The organism is Rhodococcus sp. GQ147 (assembly GCF_059759155.1).
Window position 1 is genome coordinate 17,700 of sequence record NZ_JCAXDU010000023.1, and the last position, 17,622, is coordinate 35,321.

The window sequence follows — 17,622 nt, forward strand, 5'->3', positions numbered from 1 at the left end:
GGACAGCGACCGGAACAACGGACGCGGTGCGGATCAGCCCAACAGGGCGTCCACGAAGGCTTCCGGTTCGAAGGGGGCGAGATCGTCGGCGCCCTCACCGAGACCCACCAGCTTCACCGGGACGCCGAGTTCGTGCTGCACCTGGAAGACGATGCCGCCCTTGGCGGTTCCGTCGAGCTTGGTGAGCACCACACCGGTGATGTCGACGACCTCGGCGAACACGCGGGCCTGCATCAGACCGTTCTGGCCGATCGTCGCGTCGAGGACGAGCAGAACCTCGTCGACGGCGGCCTTCTTCTCCACGACGCGCTTGACCTTGCCGAGCTCGTCCATCAGGCCGGTCTTGGTGTGCAGGCGGCCGGCGGTGTCGACGAGGACCGCGTCGACACCGTTGTCGATGCCCCTCGCGACGGCATCGAACGCCACCGCGGCCGGATCGGCGGCCTCCTTGCCGCGGACGACCTCGGCGCCGACGCGTTCGGCCCAGGTCTGCAGCTGGTCGGCGGCCGCGGCACGGAAGGTGTCGGCGGCACCGAGCAGCACCCGGCGTCCGTCCGCGACGAGCACGCGGGCGAGCTTGCCGGTCGTCGTGGTCTTTCCGGTGCCGTTGACACCGACGACGAGCAGCACCGCGGGATGGTCCTCGTGCGGGAGGGCCCGGATGGAGCGGTCGAGCTCGGGGCGGAGCTCATCGACAAGCACGCTGCGCAGCACAGCGCGGGCGTCGGCCTCGCTGCGCACGTTGTTCACGACCATCTCCTCACGCAGACGGTCGACGATCTTGGTGGTCGTCGCGGCACCGAGGTCGGCCACGAGCAGCGTGTCCTCGATCTCCTCCCAGGAGTCCTCGTCGAGATCGCCACCACCGAGCAGGCCGAGCAGGCTCTTGCCGACTGCTGACTGCGAGCGGGCCAGACGGCCGCGCAGGCGGACAAGGCGACCTGCGGTGGGTTCGATCTCCTCGATCGGGGCTGCCGGAGGAACAGCGGCCGGTCCGGCCGGTTCGACGATTTCCGGTTCGACGACCTCGGGTTCGGTGACCTCGGGTTCGGCAACGGTCTCTGTCGCCGGGGCGGGCTCGACCTCGGGCTCGACGGGCTCGGGAGCGGGACGCTCCGGCTCCGGGGCGATCTCGGGCTCGACCGGCTCCGGTTCGGCAGGCTTCGGCTCCGCAGGCTCCGGCTCGGGCTTGGGCTCGACCTTCGGCTCGGGCTTCGGTTCCGCCTTCGGCGCAGGCGCAGGTTCCGCCTTCGGCGCAGGCGCAGGTTCCGCCTTCGGCTCGGCGGGTGCGGGTGCGCTCGGCGGAGCTTCGGTGATCTCCTCCGGCAACGGCACCGTGCGGGGCGCCGGCTCCGGCTTCACCGCAGGCTTCGGTGCCGGTTTCGGCGCAGGTCGGGGGGCCGGCGCCGGTGGCGCGGCCGTGCCCTGCGAGAAACTGAATCCGCTCTGCGCCTTGTAACCGCCCGAGCGGTCCTTCGTCTCGGCGGAATCGAGCTGCGGGGTCTCGGGCGCCTTCAGCGACACCTGCCGCCGCCGGTAGAGGGTCAGACCGACGACGAGCGCGACGAGAACGACCGCCAGCGCGGCGGCGATGACTATCCAGGCTCCGGTACTCACGCACCCATACTGTCAGGCCTGGAGCTCTTCCTCCGGTTCGGGGACCGGTGTCGCGATCTCGCGTCCGCGCAGTCGCTGCGAGATGACCCGGGTGATGCCGTCGCCCCGCATGCTCACGCCGTACAGCGCGTCGGCGACCTCCATCGTCGGCTTCTGGTGGGTGATGACGATGAGTTGGGACTTCTCGCGCAGCTGCTCGAACAGCCCGATCAACCGTCGCAGGTTGGTGTCGTCGAGCGCGGCCTCGACCTCGTCCATCACGTAAAAGGGCGACGGACGGGCCCGGAAGATCGCGACCAGCATCGCCACCGCGGTCAGGGACTTCTCGCCGCCCGACAGCAGCGACAGGCGCTTGACCTTCTTGCCCGGCGGCCGGGCCTCGACCTCGATGCCGGTGGTGAGCATGTCGCTCGGGTCGGTGAGCACGAGCCGCCCCTCACCGCCGGGGAACAACTTCGCGAAGACCTGTTCGAACTCGCGCTCGACGTCGGCGTACGCCTCGGTGAACACCTGCAGTATTCGCGCGTCGACCTCCTCGACGACAGCGAGCAGGTCCTTGCGGGCGCTCTTGACGTCCTCGAGCTGGGTAGACAGGAAGTTGTACCGCTCCTCGAGCGCCGCGAACTCCTCCAACGCGAGCGGGTTGACGCGTCCGAGCGTCGCGAGATCCTTCTCGGCGCGCTTGGCCCGCCGCTCCTGAGTGACCCGGTCGTAGGGCATCGGTTGGGGAGCGACGACCTGTTCGCCGCGTTCGCGGGCCTGCTCGTACTCGGCCATCTCCAGCGGCGTCGGCGGCAGCGGCACGTCGGGGCCGTACTCGGCCACGAGGTCGTCGAGGGCGATGCCGTGCTGCTCGAGGATGGTCTGTTCGAGTTGCTCGATCCGGAGCGAGGCCTGCGCCCGGGCCACTTCGTCGCGATGCACCGCGTCGGTGAGCTGGTCGCGCTGCACGGACAGTTCGCGGACGAGTTCGCGGGCCCGTTCGAGTTGCTCGGCGCATTCGGCGCGGCGCCGGTTCAGGTCGTCGCGCTGTGCGAGTGCCGTCGCCACGGCCACCTCGAGTTGTTCGGCGAGTCGCTGCCCTGATTCGGCCACCGCCGCGGCGACGGCCGCCGCCTGACGACGCGCGACGCGGGCACGTTCGGCACGAGCGCGGGCCTCGCGCTCGGCCTGCGCGGCGCGGCGGAGCGAATCCGCTTTGCCCCGAAGCGCTTCGGCACGTTCCTCGGCCGTGCGTGCCGTGAGTCGCGCCTCGACCTCGATGGCCCGGACCTCGGCGAGCGCGGTCGCGGCCATCTCCCGCTCGGCGGCGGTGTGATCGGTGCCCGCACCGTCGCTACTTGCGGCCGAGTCGTCCTCGGCCAGGCGCAGTCGCTCCTCGAGCTCGGCCAGCTTCTCCCGTGCCGCGTCGCGTTCCTTCTCTGCCTCCGTGCGTTGGGCTGCGAGGCGTCCGGATTCGGCGTGAGCGGTGCGTGCCGCCTGGCCGAGCCGACCGAGTTGTTCGTAGACGGCCGACATCGCCGCGTCGGACTCGTTGAGCGCGGCAAGGGTCTGTTCGACGTGTTCGGCGCGTTCGGCCTGTTCCGCGAGTGCGCCCGCGAGGGCTGCGGCCAGTTCCTCGGAGCGACGTTCGGCCTGTTCGAGGCCGGCACGGGAAGTATCGATCGCCGCCTGGATCTCGAGGGTGCTCGGGGCGCGGTGCGAGCCGCCGACCACCCAGCCCGAGCCGGCGAGGTCTCCTCCGCGCGTCACGGCGCGCAGATCGGGCCGGGCAGCGCAGACCCCGAGGGCAATGGGCAGGTCGTCGACCACGACGGTGCGGGCCAGCAGGCCGTCGACGCCTCCGCGCAGGTCTGCGGGGCACTCGACGACCTCGCGGAGCCATCGGGCACCGGACGGCAGGTCGCCGGTGTCGGTGGGACCGGCAGTGCCGGGCAGGACGAATGCCACCCGACCCTGGTCGGCGTCGGCGAGCGCTGCGACCGCCGAGATCGCGGCGTCGACCGACTCCACCTCGAGGGCGTCGGCCGCGGCGCCGAAGGCAGCTGCGACGGCGGCCTCGTATCCCGAGGACACCCGGAGCCGGTCGGCGAGGCGCCCCACGAGTCCGTCACCGGACCGCGTGTCGATCAGCCAGGCCGCACCGTCGGTGCGTTCGAGGCCCATCGACAGGGCCTCGATGCGGGCGCCGAGGGAGGCGACCACCTTGCCCGCGGCGCGTTCGGCCTCCTGCAGTTCGGTGACCCGCTCGTCGGCGAGCCGCTGTGCTTCCAGCGCTCGTTCGTGCTGCGCGTCGGCGTCGATCTCACCGGCGTCGAGATCGTCGATGCGTGCCTGAGCGGTCTCGAACTCGGCCTGTGCGGCGACGCCGCGGAGCCGGGCCTCCTCGATGGCGACGGTCAAGCGTGCGATCTCCGCGTCGATCGATTCGGCGCGGGTGCGCATCGTCTCGACCTGGCCTGCGAGACGCGCGAGGCCCTCGCGCCGGTCGGCGACGGCACGCACCGCGGCCAGATGTGCGCGTTCGGCGGCCGCTGCAGCCTCCTCCTGCGCGGCGAGCTGCTCGCGGGCCGCCTCGAGGGCTCCGTGCGCGATCTCGACGGCCTCGACCAGTTCCGCTTCCTCGGCGGCGATCCGGTCGGCACGGGCTTCCATCTCGTCGGGATCCTGACCGGAACGGTCCTCGGGTTCGGCGTGCAGGTGCCGGGCGCGTTCCTGCGCGACCCGCACGGTCGCCGAGACGCGCTCGGCGAGGGCGGACAGGCGGAACCAGGTCTGCGACGCCGCTTCGGCACCGGGAGTGAGCTGCGCGAGGGCCTGTTCGTGGCGGGCGAGTTCGGCGTTAGCGTCGTCGAAGGCCGCGAGCACGGTGTCGAGCCGCTCCCGGACCATCTTTTCCTGCTCGTCGTGCCCGGCGAGTTCGGCGCGGCGCGTGACGAGGTCGTCGGCGGCCAGACGTAACCGCGCGTCGCGCAGGTCGGCCTGGATGGTCTGGGCGCGACGCGCGACCTCGGCTTGCCGGCCGAGCGGTTTGAGCTGGCGGCGCAGCTCGGCGGTGAGGTCGGTGAGGCGCGCGAGGTTGGCCTGCATCGAGTCGAGCTTGCGCAGCGCCTTTTCCTTGCGCTTGCGGTGCTTGAGGACGCCGGCGGCCTCCTCGATGAAGGCGCGTCGGTCCTCCGGGCGGGATTCGAGGATCGCGGCGAGGCGGCCCTGACCGACGATGACGTGCATCTCGCGGCCGATACCGGAGTCGGACAACAGTTCCTGTACGTCCATGAGACGGCAGGAACTGCCGTTGATCTCGTATTCGCCCGCGCCGTCGCGGAACATACGGCGGGTGACGGAGACCTCGGAGTACTCGATGGGCAGCGCGCCGTCGGAGTTGTCGATGGTGAGCGTGACCTCGGCGCGTCCGAGCGGCGGGCGGCCGGCGGTTCCGGCGAAGATGACGTCCTGCATCTTGCCGCCGCGCAGGGCCTTGGCGCCCTGCTCCCCCATCACCCAGGTGAGTGCGTCGACGACGTTCGACTTGCCGGACCCGTTGGGGCCCACCACACAGGTGATACCCGGTTCGAAACGGAGAGTCGTCGACGAGGCGAAGGACTTGAAGCCCTTCAACGTCAGACTCTTGAGGTACATGGGTGAGAACTCTACCGGCGGGTTGTGACCGCTTTCCTAGGCCGGGTGCACCGCGCGGACCGTCCCGTCGAAACCGGTCGTGTACAGGACGTTCGGGTCCCAGCCCGGTCCCGAACCGAAGGCGAGCGAGGACATCAGTGGGATGCCCTCGGCGATGCGGCAGCTGTGCCCGGTCGCCGGATCGACCCGCAGGACCGCGCCGGCGAGGTTGAGCGCGATGTACAGCGCGCCGTCGGGACCGATCGTGAGGTCGTCGGGCATAGAGAGCAGCCCCGGCCCGGGCAGGTCGATGCTGCGCACGGGTCCTTCGAGGTCGCGTGCGTCGAGGATGTGGAGCCGGTTGACGTTCTCGAAGGTCGTCACGGTGAAGACGGTGTCGCCGTCGACGGCGATGCCGTTGACGGATCCGAGATCGGTACGGACGACGCGGGCCTCGCCACCGCCGGCGGGCACGAGGGTGAGTCCGACCTCGCCGAGATCGCGTGAGGTGAGCATCGATCCGTCCGACAGCCGGCCGAGGCCGTTGGGCATGACCAGCCCGGTGCCGTGGGTGCCGCGTTCACCCGTATCGAGGTCGAGCGTGTCGATCGTGCCGTCGGCGATCCCGGCCAACCCCGAGACGGTCGTGTTGCCCACGTTCAGGTACACGGTGGGAACGTCGACGACGATGCCGCCCGGACCGGTCACCTCGGACAGCACGGTGGTCACGCTGCCGTCGGGAGTGATCCGGCGCAGCGCTCCGGGGCCGACGAAGGAGGTGTCCGAGACGAGCAGACCGCCCCGCTCGTCGAACGCCAGGTTCTCGAGGACACCGAGCCCCGACGCGACCGTCGTGACGGACCGCGGTGCGCAGGCAGCCGGAACGAACGCCGCCGGTGCTGCGGCAGTGGGACCGGCCGCCGCCGGTGCTGCGGCCAGGGGTGCCACTGCCACAGCGGCGGCTGCTGCCGCCACCATCGTCGAACGTGCATGCCTGCCCATATGTCTCCCCCTCGCCGACCGCGGCCCCCGGCCGCGTGCACCCGATCGCGGCAGGATACCAAGCCGAATGGACAAACAGGACGGACGTCAACGTTCGACGAAACCGTCGAGGTCGCCGCGCGCGGGATCCCACGAGTCGACGACGAGCCGCACCTCACCGGGGGTGTCGCCGGACCGCAGCCACGCGAGGAGCTGTTCGAGTGCCGGCCGGGGGCCCTCGGCCACGACCATGACGCGACCGTCGGGATGATTCGTCGCGTGCCCGACGAGACCGAGTTCGAGTGCGCGGGCACGCGTGAACCAGCGGAAACCGACCCCCTGGACGCGGCCGTGCACCCACGCCGTGAGCCGTTCGACGTCTGCGGGGGCGCTCATCGATCAGTCCTCGGGGGTGATCGTCAGCGAGACCTCGGTGCCCGCCTCGAGGGTGCGGCCCACCGTGCACACCTTGTCGACGGAGCGTTCGACGAGGGCGATGAGGCGGTCCCGTGCGTCTGCGTCGAGCTCCGACAGGTCGAGGACCATCTCCTCCTCGAGGTGCGGGTAGACCTCGTTCTCGCGGTCGGCGGCACCGGAGACGCGGATCGTCGCGTCGTAGTCGTCGCCGAGCCTGCGGGACAGCGGGAAGTCCGAAGCCATGCCGGAGCACGCGGCGAGCGCGATCTTGAGCAGCTCGCCCGGGGTGAAGACGCCCTCGACGCTCTCCGAGCCGATGAGCACCTCGGCGCCGCGGGAGCTGCGTCCGGTGTAACGGCGCGTGCCGGTGCGCTCGACCCACAGCTCGGTGGTGGGAAGGTCGGAAGTCTGGTCAGCCATGGAGGAAATCCTGCCATGTCCCGTCGACCGGGAGGTCGCGCAGGATGGTCACGAAGTCCTCGACCTCGGCGGACGACGCGTCGGCACTGCGTCGCAGCACTCCGACCGGTTCGACGGTGCCCGCGGTGGGTAGGTCCAGGCGCCGGACCACGCCGTCGGCGAGGTCGTCCCGGGCCGCGCGTTCGGTGGTGATCCACACGGCGTCGCTGCGCCGCACCACCCCGCGTGCCACCGCGAGGTCGAGTGTCTCGATCAGCCCGACCGGCAGTCGCAGGCCGTGACGTTCGAACAATGCCTCGGTCGCGTGGCGCGGTACGGTTCCGCTGGTCGCGACCACCAGGGGGTGTTCGAGCGTGTCGGCGACGGAGACGGAACGCCCGGCGAGGGGGTGGCCGGGCCGGACGACGAGGATCAGCGTCTCGGCGTACAGGAGCTCGAACGACAGCCCCACCATCCGGGACGGTTCGGCCATGCGCCCGAGGACGACGTCGAGGGCGCCGGCGGCGAGCGCCGACAGCAGGACGGCATTGGGGTCGGTGCGGATCCGGATGTCCAGATCGGCGCGCACGCGGCGCAGCTCCGCCAGAGCTTCGGGGAGTACGTACCCGGCCACGGTGGGTAGGGCCCCGATCCGCAGCGGCTCGCGGGCGGGTTCGGCCGCTCCCGCCAGTGCGGCCACAGCTGCGTCCAGTGAGGTGGTGACGTCCTGCGCGTATCGCAGGAAGCGGTGACCCGCCGCGGTGAGGCGCGCACCGTGTCGGCCGCGGTCGAGGAGTTTCGCTCCGGCGAGCACCTCGAGCTCGTTGAGTGTCTTCGTGACGGCCGGCTGACTCAGCTGCAACAGCTCGGCGGCCCGACCGACCTGACCCTCGCGCGCGACGGTGACGAAACATCTCAGGTGCCGGAGGCGGATGCGTCGCACCTGCTCCGGGACGGACGAGGATGGACCGAACGCGGATTGCATTACTGAAAGTTATGAATCAACTGACGTTTTGTCAATTTACATGAGTTTTTATTCACCTTATGGTTGTGTCCACAGCTCAGAGATCGGAGATCGCATGTCCACCGGCGAATACGTCGAGCGCGACCACACACTGCACCCACCCGCGCTCACCCCCGGCTACCGCACGTCGGTGCTGCGCGCACCGCGCAACGCGCTCATCACGCCGAAGCCGACCCTGTCGGAGATCACCGGACCCGTCTTCCGCAGCGACGAGCTCGGCGCCCTCGACAACGACCTGATCCTGAACTTCTCGAAGAACGGCCTGCCGATCGGTGAGCGCATCATCGTCCACGGCTTCGTCAAGGACGAGTTCGGCAATCCGGTCGAGGGCGCACTCGTCGAGGTGTGGCAGGCCAACGCCGGTGGCCGGTACCGCCACAAGAAGGACACCTATCTCGCTCCCATCGATCCGAACTTCGGCGGTTGCGGGCGGATGCTCACGGACGCGAACGGCTACTACCAGTTCCGGACGATCAAACCCGGCGCATATCCGTGGGGCAACAGCCGCAACGCCTGGCGCCCGGCGCACATCCACGTGTCGATCCTCGGCCGTGGGTGGGCGCAGCGCCTGATCACCCAGCTGTACTTCGAGGGCGACCCGCTCATCGAGAAGTGCCCGATCGCGCGGACGATCCCGACCGTGGATCAGCTCCGCAGCCTGATCGCCCAGGAGGACCCCGCCTCCAACGCGCCGTTCGACGCCCGCGCCTACCGCTGGGACATCACCCTGCGCGGTCGCCGCGCCACCTTCTTCGAGAACACCGACCTCCCGGGAGCCCCGCGATGAGCCTGCCCACCGATCCCTACCGGCCCGTGCCCCCGCTGCTCCCCCGCGCGATGGTCACGCGTTTCCCGGAAACGCCCTCGCAGACCGGCGGCCCGTACGTCCACATCGGGCTCGCGCCGCAGCAGGCCGGCTTCGACATCTTCGACAACAACTTCGGCAACGTCCTCGTCACCGACGAGACCGAGGGCGAGCGAATCGTGTTGGAGGGCCGCGTCATCGACGGCACCGGCACCCCGGTGCGCGACGCCCTGCTCGAGAGCTGGCAGGCGAACGCGCACGGCCGGTACGCACATCCGGACGACGCACAGGACAAGGATCTCGATCCGAACTTCCGCGGCTGGGGACGCACCGGCGGCGACTTCGAGACGGGCGTGTTCACGATCGAGACGATCAAGCCCGGGGCCGTCACCAACCCCGACCGCTCCGTCTCGGCACCCCACATCCTGCTGGTGATCTTCGCGCGCGGAATCAACCTCGGGCTGCACACGCGGGTCTACTTCGAGGACGAGGCCGGGCTCAACGCCGAGGATCCCGTCCTGAAGGGCATCGAATGGGAGGTGCGGCGCAACACCCTGATCGCGTCGCGTTCCGAGCGCGACGGACGCACCGTCTACACGATCGACATCCGGCTGCAGGACACTCCGGACGGTGGCGCCGAGACGGTCTTCTTCGACATCTGAACCACCACCTTTCCGAACGGCCCGGTATGCGCGTGCGCTACCGGGTCGTTCGCGGTCGTGGCTGACACTTCGGGCAGCTGTACGACGAGCGGTTCATGAACTTCTCGCGGCGGATCGGCGCGCCGCAGCGTCGGCACGGCTCGTTCTCGCGTCCGTAGACGTTCAGGGAACGCTCGAAGTAGCCGGACTCCCCGTTGACGTTGACGTACAGGGCGTCGAACGACGTACCACCCTGCCCGAGGGCCTCCGCCATCACCTCGGTGGCCGCATCGAGAGCCGACCGGAGCTTCGGACGCGACAGCGCGTCGGTGGGCCGGTTGCCGTGAATCCTTGCGCGCCACAGCGCTTCGTCGGCGTAGATGTTGCCGATGCCGGAGACGACGGTCTGGTCGAGCAGCGCACGCTTGATCTCGGTGTGCTTGGTGCGCAGCACGGCCACGACCGCATCCGGGTCGAACCGGGGATCCATCGGGTCGCGGGCGATGTGCGCGACCGGCAGCGGCAGACGATCACCGTCCACCCCCACGAGCGGGGCCAGGGTCCAGCCTCCGAAGGTGCGCTGGTCGACGAAACGCAGATCGGCACCGTTGTCGAGGACGGCGCGGATACGCAGATGCTTCTCGTCCGGCACGGTCGGAGGCTGCACGAGCATCTGCCCGCTCATCCCCAGATGCACCACGAGAGCCAGATCCGCCGGTTCGAGCACGAGCCACATGTACTTGCCGCGGCGCTCGACCGAAGCGACCTTCTGACCGGTCACCTGCAGTGCGAGATCGCGCGGACCGGGCTCGTGCCGTCGGACGGCACGCGGATGCAGCACCTGCACCGAGTCCACAGTCGCGCCGACGACGTGCGCGTCGAGTCCGCGACGGACCACCTCGACCTCGGGAAGTTCGGGCACCTGCGGTCAGTTGTCCTCGGTGGGCGTGTCGGCGGATCCGGACTGCTGGTCGGAAGCCCCGGCATCACCGGTCTCGGCAGAAGTGCCCTCGGTCAGCGCGTTCCATGCGGCCGACGCGGCCTTCTGCTCGGCTTCCTTCTTGGTGCGTCCGACACCGGTGCCGTAGGGATTGCCACCGATGAGGGCGGTGGCGGTGAATTCCTTGTCGTGATCCGGACCGGTGGCGGTGATCTCGTAGGCGGGAACACCGAGACCGCGCTCGGCGGTGAGTTCCTGCAGACTCGTCTTCCAGTCCAGACCAGCACCGAGGCGCGGGCCGCGTTCGAGCAGTGCGGCGAACAGGCGCAGAACCACTTCGCGCGCGACGTCGATGCCGTGCGCGAGATGGACGGCGCCGAGGAGCGATTCCATTCCGTCGGCCAGGATGCTGGCCTTGTCGCGTCCGCCCGTCAGTTCCTCGCCCTTGCCGAGCAGGAGATGCACTCCGAGCCCGCCTTCTCCGAGGCCGCGCGCCACCTCGGCGAGCGCGTGCATGTTGACAACGCTCGCGCGGATCTTGGCGAGTTCGCCCTCGGACTTGTCCGGGTGGGTGAGGTAGAGTTTTTCGGTCACCGCGAGCCCGAGGACGGCATCGCCGAGGAACTCGAGACGTTCGTTGGTGGGCAATCCGCCGTTCTCGTAGGCGTACGAGCGGTGGGTGAGCGCCAAGGACAGGAGTTCTGCGTCCAGAGGCACGCCGAGGGCGGCGAGGAGAGACTCGTGGCTCTCTTCGCCGCCCTCGGTAGCTGTTTCGGAGGACTTGCTCGTCACGTGAATACCGATTAGACGGGCGCGGTCACCTGACGGCCGTTGTAGGTGCCGCACGACGGGCACGCCACGTGGGGCAGCTTCTTCTCTCCGCAACCCCGGTTCGGGCAGGTGACGAGCGTCGGCGCAGTGGTGTTCCACTGGCTGCGCCGCGACCGGGTGTTGGAACGCGACATTCTGCGCTTGGGGACGGCCACGTCTACTTCTCCTCGTTGTTCGAGCTGTCGATTTGACTGCTGGGTTCTTCGGAGCCCGCGCCGAACTTGGCTGCCAACCCAGCCCAGCGAGGATCCATTGTCTCATGACGGTGCCCGGATTCTGCAATCGCCAGGCGAATGCCGCATTCGGGGCACAATCCCGCACAGTCGTCACTACACAACGGCTGCAGCGGAAGTTCCAGACCAACCGCGTTCACGAGGACCGGTTCGAGATCGATCAGATCGTTCTCGACGCGGTACACCTCGTCGTCCTCGGTGGTCTGCTCAGTGACGCTGTTCGGGTAGGCGAACAGCTCGGTGAGGTACACGTCCACCGGCTCGGTGAACGACTCGAGGCATCGAGAGCACTCGCCGAGGGCGTCGACACGAACACTACCGGTGACCAGGACGCCCTCGGACACCGACTCCAGGCGGAGATCGAGATCGATCTCGGAGCCTTCCTCGATCGCGATCAGATCGAGCCCGATGCGCGAGGGTGACGGCACCTTCCGCTCGACCGTACGCATCGAACCGGGCCGGCGGCCCAGGGAGAGCGTGTCGAACACCAGCCCCGAGTCCCGGCCGGAACGGGACGTGCTGGAATCACGGGTGGACACGGGGAACTCACCTTCTTCGGACGACGCAGGACACGACTCGGTCGTGATAGGGCAACCGCTCCATGATACGCGATGGGCGGCAGGAGCGAAAATCCCGCGGGTCAGCGGCGACGGCTCGCCCGGTGGTCGGCCTCCGCGAAGTCGGGAGCACCCGACAGCCGCAGCTGCTGCCGGCCGCGGCCGACGGACCGCAGCGTGGTGCCGAGCAGTTCCTCGAACTCTCCCAGCTTGCCGTCGATGTACTCGTCGCACTCCGTCCGGAGACGGTCGGACTCGGCGTGGGCCGAATCGATGACACGCGCCGACTCGGCGTGTGCGGCCTGCACGACCTCGGTCTGCGACACCAGACGTGCCTTCTCGGCCTCGCCCTCGGCCACGGAACGCTCGTAGGACGCCTGCCCGGACTCGACCAGACGGTCGGCCTCGACGCGGGCACGCCCGGTCACGCTCTCGTACTGCTTGTTGCCCTCGGCGACGAGATCGTCGGCCTCGGCCTGCGCATCGCGCACCAGTTCCTCGGCGTGGGCGCGGGCCTCCTTGACCATCCGGTCCGCTTGGGCCTTCGCGTCCGCGAGCATGCGGTCGGCGTCGGCGCGCGCGTCCTCGAGGAGGGTGCGTGCCTCCTCGTCGGCGTCCCCGACCGTCTTGTCGGCCTGAGCCCGCGCGTCGTTGATCAGCTTGTCACGGTGATCGAGGACGTCCTGCGCGTCGTCGAGTTCGGGCGGCAGCGCATCGCGCACATCGTCGAGCAATTCGAGGACATCGCCGCGCGGTACCACGCAGCTCGCCGTCATCGGAACGCTACGTGCCTCTTCGACGATTGCGACCAGCTCGTCGAGTGCCTCGAATACCCGGTACACGCCCAACCCCAATCACTCGCTCGACACGACCGGTGCGGCCGCGCCGCCGTCCAGTCTGCCGCAGCGCAGGGCACGCTCGTGTGCCCTGCGCTCGGTGTGTCGGGATACGGCCGTCACAGGCCGTGCGGAGGGTCCGGTCTATTTCGCGGCGGCCCGCTCGGCCAGGCGCGTGAGCAGACGATCGTGCACGGAGCCCGGCAGCATCTCGGAGACGTCGCCACCGTAGGTCGCGACCTCCTTGACGAGCGAGCTCGAAAGGTAGCTGTAGACCGGGTTGGTGGCGACGAACAGCGTGTCGACACCGGTGAGCTTGTGGTTCATCTGCGCCATCTGCAGCTCGTAGTCGAAATCGTTGGCGCCGCGCAGGCCCTTGACGATCGCGGTGATCCCCCGCTCGCGGGCGTAGTCGACGAGCAGGCCCTGCCAGGCGTCGACCGTGACGTTCGGCAGGTGCGACGTGGCCTCGGTGAGCATCTCGAGGCGTTCGTCGATCGTGAACATCCCCTGCTTGTTGGGATTGATCGTGACGGTCACGACGACCTCGTCGAACTGGGCCGAGACCCTGCCGATGACGTCGAGGTGTCCGTTGGTGACCGGGTCGAAGGATCCTGGGCAGACCGCGCGGCTCATGACCCAGCACCGTAGCAGGTGGCGATTTCCACTCTCGTCTCGCCGTAGCGCTTCGACCTGCCGACCTCGAATCCCTGCGGCCACACCGTTTCCGGTGATCGCGACGACCGTTCGACCACGACGATCGAGCCGTCCTCGACCCAACCTCCGGACACCAGCGTCCCGAGCACGCCGGTGACGGCCTCCTCGGTCACGGCGTAGGGCGGGTCGGCCAGGACGAGGTCGTAGACGCGGTCGGGGGTGCCCGCAAGCACCGCGGATACCGGTGCGGTGCGCAGCACCGCACCGGACAGTCCGACCGTCGCGATGTTCTCGCGGATCACGCCCGCCGCCTTCGCGTCGGACTCGACGAGCATCGCGTGCTCGGCGCCGCGGGACAGCGCCTCGAGGCCGAGCGCCCCCGACCCCGCGTAGAGGTCGAGGACGGCGGCCCCATCGATGTCCATGCGTGCGTCGAGCGAACTGAACAGGGCTTCGCGCACCCGTTCGGAGGTGGGCCGGGTTCCGCGGGGCGGCACCTTCAGGCGCCGCCCCCCTGCCCGGCCGGCGACGATCCGTGTCACTCGGCGCTGTCTCCCGTGGACACCTCGACGAGCAGGTCGCCACCTTCGACCTGTTGCACCGGCCCGATCGCGACGCGCGTGATGCGGCCGCCGCGCGGCGCGGTGATCGCGGCCTCCATCTTCATGGCCTCGATCGTGGCGACGGTGTCGCCCGCCGAGACGCTGTCGCCCTCGGACACGACGAGGGTGACCATGCCGGCGAACGGCGCCGCGACGTGACCGGGATGGTTGCGGTCGGCCTTCTCCGCGGCAGGGGTCTCCGCGGCCACCGAGCGGTCGCGCACCGACACCGGGCGCAGCTGCCCGTTGAGGATGCACATGACCGTGCGGTAACCCTTCTCGTCGGCATCGGAGATCGCCTCGAGGCCGATGAGCAGTTCGACACCCTTGTCCAGGCGCACCCGGTGCTCGTCGCCGTGCCGCAGACCGTAGAAGAACTGGTTGGCCGACAGCTCGGTGGTGTCGCCGTAGGTCTCGCGATGCTGCTCGAACTCCTTCGCGGGACCCGGGAAGAGCAGGCGGTTGAGCATGCGGCGACGCTCGTCGGACGAACCGCCGAGGGCCTTCTCCTCCTCCGGCGCGAGCGGAGTGATCGGCTTGGGTTCGGCGCGGCCCGACAGCGCCTTGCTGCGGAAGGGCTCGGGCCAGCCGCCGGCCGGGGTCCCGAGATCGCCGCGCAGGAAGCCGATCACCGAATCGGGGATGTCGTACTTGCCGGGCTCGGCGGCGAAGTCGTCGACCGAGACGCCCGCGCCCACGAGGTGCAGCGCGAGGTCGCCGACGACCTTGCTCGACGGCGTGACCTTGATCAGGCGGCCCAGGAGGCGGTCGGCGCCGGCGTAGGCGGCCTCGACTTCTTCGAAGCGGTCGCCGAGGCCCAGCGCGATGGCCTGCTGGCGCAGGTTCGACAGCTGACCGCCGGGGATCTCGTGGGTGTAGACGCGGCCGGTCGGTGCGGGCAGCCCCGACTCGAACGGTGCGTACACCTTGCGCAGCGCCTCCCAGTACGGCTCGAGATCGCACACGGCCTGCAGGTCGAGACCGGTGTCGAACTCGCTGTTCGCCGCGGCGGCGACGATCGCCGACAGGGCGGGCTGGCTCGTCGTACCGGCCAGCGCCGCGGACGCACCGTCGACGGCGTCGGCACCGGCGTGCCAGGCCGCAAGGTAGGTGGCGAGCTGACCGCCCGGGGTGTCGTGTGTGTGCACGTGCACCGGCAGATCGAAGTTGCTCCGCAGCGCCGACACGAGCGTCGCGGCGGCCGGGGCGCGCAGCAGACCCGCCATGTCCTTGATGGCCAGGACGTGCGCACCGGCCTCGACGATCTCCTCGGCCAGACGCAGGTAGTAGTCGAGCGTGTAGATCGACTCGTTCGGGTTCGACAGGTCGCCGGTGTAGGATATCGCGACCTCGGCGAGGGTGGTGCCGGTCTCGCGCACCGCGTCGATTGCCGGACGCATCTGGTCGACGTTGTTCAGCGCGTCGAAGATACGGAAGATGTCGATGCCGGTGTCGGTGGCCTCCTGCACGAAGGCGCGGGTGACGGCCTCCGGGTAGGGGGTGTAGCCGACGGTGTTGCGTCCGCGCAGCAGCATCTGCAGGTTGATGTTCGGGATCGCCTCGCGCAGCGCCGCGAGCCGCTCCCACGGATCCTCGTGCAGGAAGCGCAGTGCGACGTCGTAGGTCGCGCCGCCCCACGCCTCGATCGACAGCAGTTGCGGCGTCATCCGGGCCACGTGCCCGGCCACCGTCAGCAGGTCCTTGCTGCGCACGCGGGTCGCGAGCAGCGACTGGTGGGCGTCGCGGAAGGTGGTATCGGTGACGCCGATCGCCTTCTGGTCACGCAGCGCACGGGCGAAGCCCTCGGGTCCGAGCTCGAGCAGACGCTGACGCGAACCGGCCGGCGGCTCGGCGTTCAGGTCGATCGCGGGCAGCTTGTCGTGCGGGTAGACCGTCGTGGTGCGCTCGCCGTGCGGCTTGTTCACCGTCACGTCGGCGAGGTAGCGCAGGATCTTGGTGCCGCGGTCGGCGGACGAGCGCAGAGTCAGCAGGTGCGGGCGCTCCTCGATGAACGAGGTGTTGACGTTGCCGCCGCGGAAGTCCTCGTCGTCGAGCACCGCCTGCAGGAATGGGATGTTCGTGGCGACACCGCGGATACGGAACTCGGCGACCGCGCGGCGCGCGCGGGCGACGGCGGTCTCGAAGTTGCGGCCGCGGCAGGTGAGCTTGACGAGCATCGAGTCGAAGTGGGCGGAGATCTCCGCGCCGACCGAGGTGCCGCCGTCGAGACGGATACCGGCACCGCCCGGAGTGCGGTAGCCGGTGATGCGGCCGGTGTCCGGACGGAACCCGTTGGCCGGGTCCTCGGTGGTGATGCGGCACTGCAGCGCCGCGCCGCGGATGGTGATGCCCTCCTGCGACAGGCCCAGTTCCTCGAGCGACTCGCCTGCGGCGATGCGCAGCTGGGACTGCACGAGGTCGACGTCGGTGATCTCCTCGGTGACCGTGTGCTCGACCTGGATACGCGGGTTCATCTCGATGAACACGTGGTTGCCGCGTTCGTCGACGAGGAACTCGACGGTGCCCGCGCACTGGTAGCCGATCTCCTTGGCGAAGGCGACGGCGTCGGCGCAGATGCGGTCGCGAAGCTCGGGATCGAGATTCGGGGCGGGGGCGAGCTCGATGACCTTCTGGTGGCGGCGCTGCACCGAGCAGTCGCGCTCGTACAGGTGGATGACGTTGCCGTGCTTGTCGGCGAGGATCTGCACCTCGATGTGCCGCGGGTTGACCACGGCCTGCTCCAGGAAGACGGTGGGATCACCGAAGGCCGCGTCGGCCTCGCGGGAGGCGGCTTCGATGGCCTCGCGCAGCTGGGAGGGCTCGGCGACCCGGCGCATGCCGCGTCCGCCACCGCCGGCGACAGCCTTGACGAAGACCGGGAAGTTCATCGTTTCCGAGGCGGCGACCAGCTCGTCGACGTCCGACGACGGCTCCGACGACGCCAGCACCGGGAGGCCGGCGGCCTTCGCCGAGGCGATCGCGCGGGCCTTGTTGCCCGTCAGCTCGAGGATCTCCGCCGACGGACCGACGAAGGTGATGCCCGCTTCGGCGCACGCCGCGGCGAGGTCCGGATTCTCGGAGAGGAACCCGTAGCCGGGGTAGATCGCGTCGGCACCGGCCGACACGGCCGCTTCGACGATCTTCTCGACCGACAGATATGCGCGGACCGGGTGCCCCTCCTCACCGATCTGATAGGCCTCGTCGGCCTTCAACCGGTGCAGGGAGTTCCGGTCTTCGTACGGGAACACCGCGACCGTCCCGGCGCCCAGTTCGTAGGCGGCACGGAATGCGCGGATCGCGATCTCGCCACGGTTGGCGACAAGCACTTTCGAGAACATTGGTCGACGGTACCGCGACGTAACATGCCGCCTTCGACGCGCGTTCCACATCGTGGGACAAGGCGCCCGGATGGCACGACTGGAACGATGCAGTCGGCCCCGTCGTAACACGGCGTCAACATGCCG

Annotated in this window: 16 protein-coding genes; 2 read left to right on the plus strand and 14 right to left on the minus strand. The window is 69.5% G+C overall.

Annotation, left to right across the window (positions count from 1 at the left end; all coding sequences use genetic code 11):
• Positions 1-33: 33 nt before the first annotated feature.
• The 6 genes from ftsY to AC6CID_RS21505 all read right to left on the minus strand — a co-directional run bounded on the left by ftsY (position 34) and on the right by AC6CID_RS21505 (position 8,017).
• The gene (gene ftsY / locus AC6CID_RS21480; RefSeq protein ID WP_498354434.1) at positions 34-1,617 is read right to left on the minus strand and encodes a signal recognition particle-docking protein FtsY; all 1,584 of its coding nucleotides are present in this window, start codon (positions 1,615-1,617) and stop codon (positions 34-36) included.
• 12 nt (positions 1,618-1,629) lie between these two features.
• Entirely contained in the window at positions 1,630-5,256 is a 3,627-nt protein-coding gene (gene smc / locus AC6CID_RS21485; RefSeq protein ID WP_498354435.1) for a chromosome segregation protein SMC, read from the minus strand.
• 36 nt (positions 5,257-5,292) lie between these two features.
• The gene (locus AC6CID_RS21490; RefSeq protein ID WP_498354436.1) at positions 5,293-6,237 is read right to left on the minus strand and encodes an SMP-30/gluconolactonase/LRE family protein; all 945 of its coding nucleotides are present in this window, start codon (positions 6,235-6,237) and stop codon (positions 5,293-5,295) included.
• Between the two features lie 87 nt (positions 6,238-6,324).
• Complete coding sequence (locus tag AC6CID_RS21495; RefSeq protein ID WP_006551215.1) at positions 6,325-6,612, minus strand: acylphosphatase; 288 nt, start codon at positions 6,610-6,612, stop codon at positions 6,325-6,327.
• Between the two features lie 3 nt (positions 6,613-6,615).
• Complete coding sequence (locus tag AC6CID_RS21500) at positions 6,616-7,053, minus strand: OsmC family protein (protein WP_006551214.1); 438 nt, start codon at positions 7,051-7,053, stop codon at positions 6,616-6,618.
• Positions 7,046-8,017 carry a LysR substrate-binding domain-containing protein gene (locus tag AC6CID_RS21505; protein WP_094980614.1) on the minus strand — a complete coding sequence of 324 codons (972 nt, stop codon included), beginning with the start codon at positions 8,015-8,017 and terminating at the stop codon, positions 7,046-7,048. The genes AC6CID_RS21500 and AC6CID_RS21505 overlap by 8 nt, the downstream gene beginning before the upstream one ends.
• Before the next feature lie 94 nt (positions 8,018-8,111).
• Here AC6CID_RS21505 and pcaH point away from each other — a divergent pair, with 94 nt between their 5' ends.
• Together pcaH and pcaG are read left to right on the plus strand one after the other, a co-directional pair.
• The gene (gene pcaH / locus AC6CID_RS21510) at positions 8,112-8,843 is read left to right on the plus strand and encodes a protocatechuate 3,4-dioxygenase subunit beta (RefSeq protein WP_498354437.1); all 732 of its coding nucleotides are present in this window, start codon (positions 8,112-8,114) and stop codon (positions 8,841-8,843) included.
• Positions 8,840-9,523 carry a protocatechuate 3,4-dioxygenase subunit alpha gene (gene pcaG / locus AC6CID_RS21515; RefSeq protein WP_498354438.1) on the plus strand — a complete coding sequence of 228 codons (684 nt, stop codon included), beginning with the start codon at positions 8,840-8,842 and terminating at the stop codon, positions 9,521-9,523. The genes pcaH and pcaG overlap by 4 nt, the downstream gene beginning before the upstream one ends.
• A gap of 37 nt (positions 9,524-9,560) precedes the next feature.
• Here pcaG and mutM read toward each other — a convergent pair whose 3' ends face one another.
• From mutM to AC6CID_RS21555, 8 genes are all read right to left on the minus strand, one after another.
• Positions 9,561-10,424, minus strand: a complete 864-nt coding sequence (mutM, locus tag AC6CID_RS21520) for a bifunctional DNA-formamidopyrimidine glycosylase/DNA-(apurinic or apyrimidinic site) lyase (protein ID WP_498354439.1) — start codon at positions 10,422-10,424, stop codon at positions 9,561-9,563.
• Between the two features lie 6 nt (positions 10,425-10,430).
• The gene (gene rnc / locus AC6CID_RS21525) at positions 10,431-11,234 is read right to left on the minus strand and encodes a ribonuclease III (protein WP_498354440.1); all 804 of its coding nucleotides are present in this window, start codon (positions 11,232-11,234) and stop codon (positions 10,431-10,433) included.
• A gap of 11 nt (positions 11,235-11,245) precedes the next feature.
• A complete protein-coding gene (rpmF, locus tag AC6CID_RS21530; RefSeq protein WP_006551208.1) occupies positions 11,246-11,428 on the minus strand; it encodes a 50S ribosomal protein L32 in 183 nt (60 codons plus the stop codon).
• 2 nt (positions 11,429-11,430) lie between these two features.
• Positions 11,431-12,045: a YceD family protein gene (locus tag AC6CID_RS21535; protein ID WP_006551207.1), complete on the minus strand. Its 615-nt coding sequence runs from the start codon at positions 12,043-12,045 to the stop codon at positions 11,431-11,433.
• Between the two features lie 101 nt (positions 12,046-12,146).
• Positions 12,147-12,905 (minus strand): DivIVA domain-containing protein, encoded by a 759-nt coding sequence (locus tag AC6CID_RS21540; RefSeq protein WP_006551206.1) that lies wholly within the window; start codon positions 12,903-12,905, stop codon positions 12,147-12,149.
• Between the two features lie 138 nt (positions 12,906-13,043).
• A complete protein-coding gene (coaD, locus tag AC6CID_RS21545) occupies positions 13,044-13,535 on the minus strand; it encodes a pantetheine-phosphate adenylyltransferase (RefSeq protein ID WP_006551205.1) in 492 nt (163 codons plus the stop codon).
• Complete coding sequence (rsmD, locus tag AC6CID_RS21550) at positions 13,532-14,098, minus strand: 16S rRNA (guanine(966)-N(2))-methyltransferase RsmD (protein WP_006551204.1); 567 nt, start codon at positions 14,096-14,098, stop codon at positions 13,532-13,534. The genes coaD and rsmD overlap by 4 nt, the downstream gene beginning before the upstream one ends.
• The gene (locus AC6CID_RS21555) at positions 14,095-17,496 is read right to left on the minus strand and encodes a pyruvate carboxylase (RefSeq protein WP_498354441.1); all 3,402 of its coding nucleotides are present in this window, start codon (positions 17,494-17,496) and stop codon (positions 14,095-14,097) included. Before AC6CID_RS21555 ends, rsmD begins: the two co-directional genes overlap by 4 nt.
• Between the last annotated feature and the right edge of the window lie 126 nt (positions 17,497-17,622).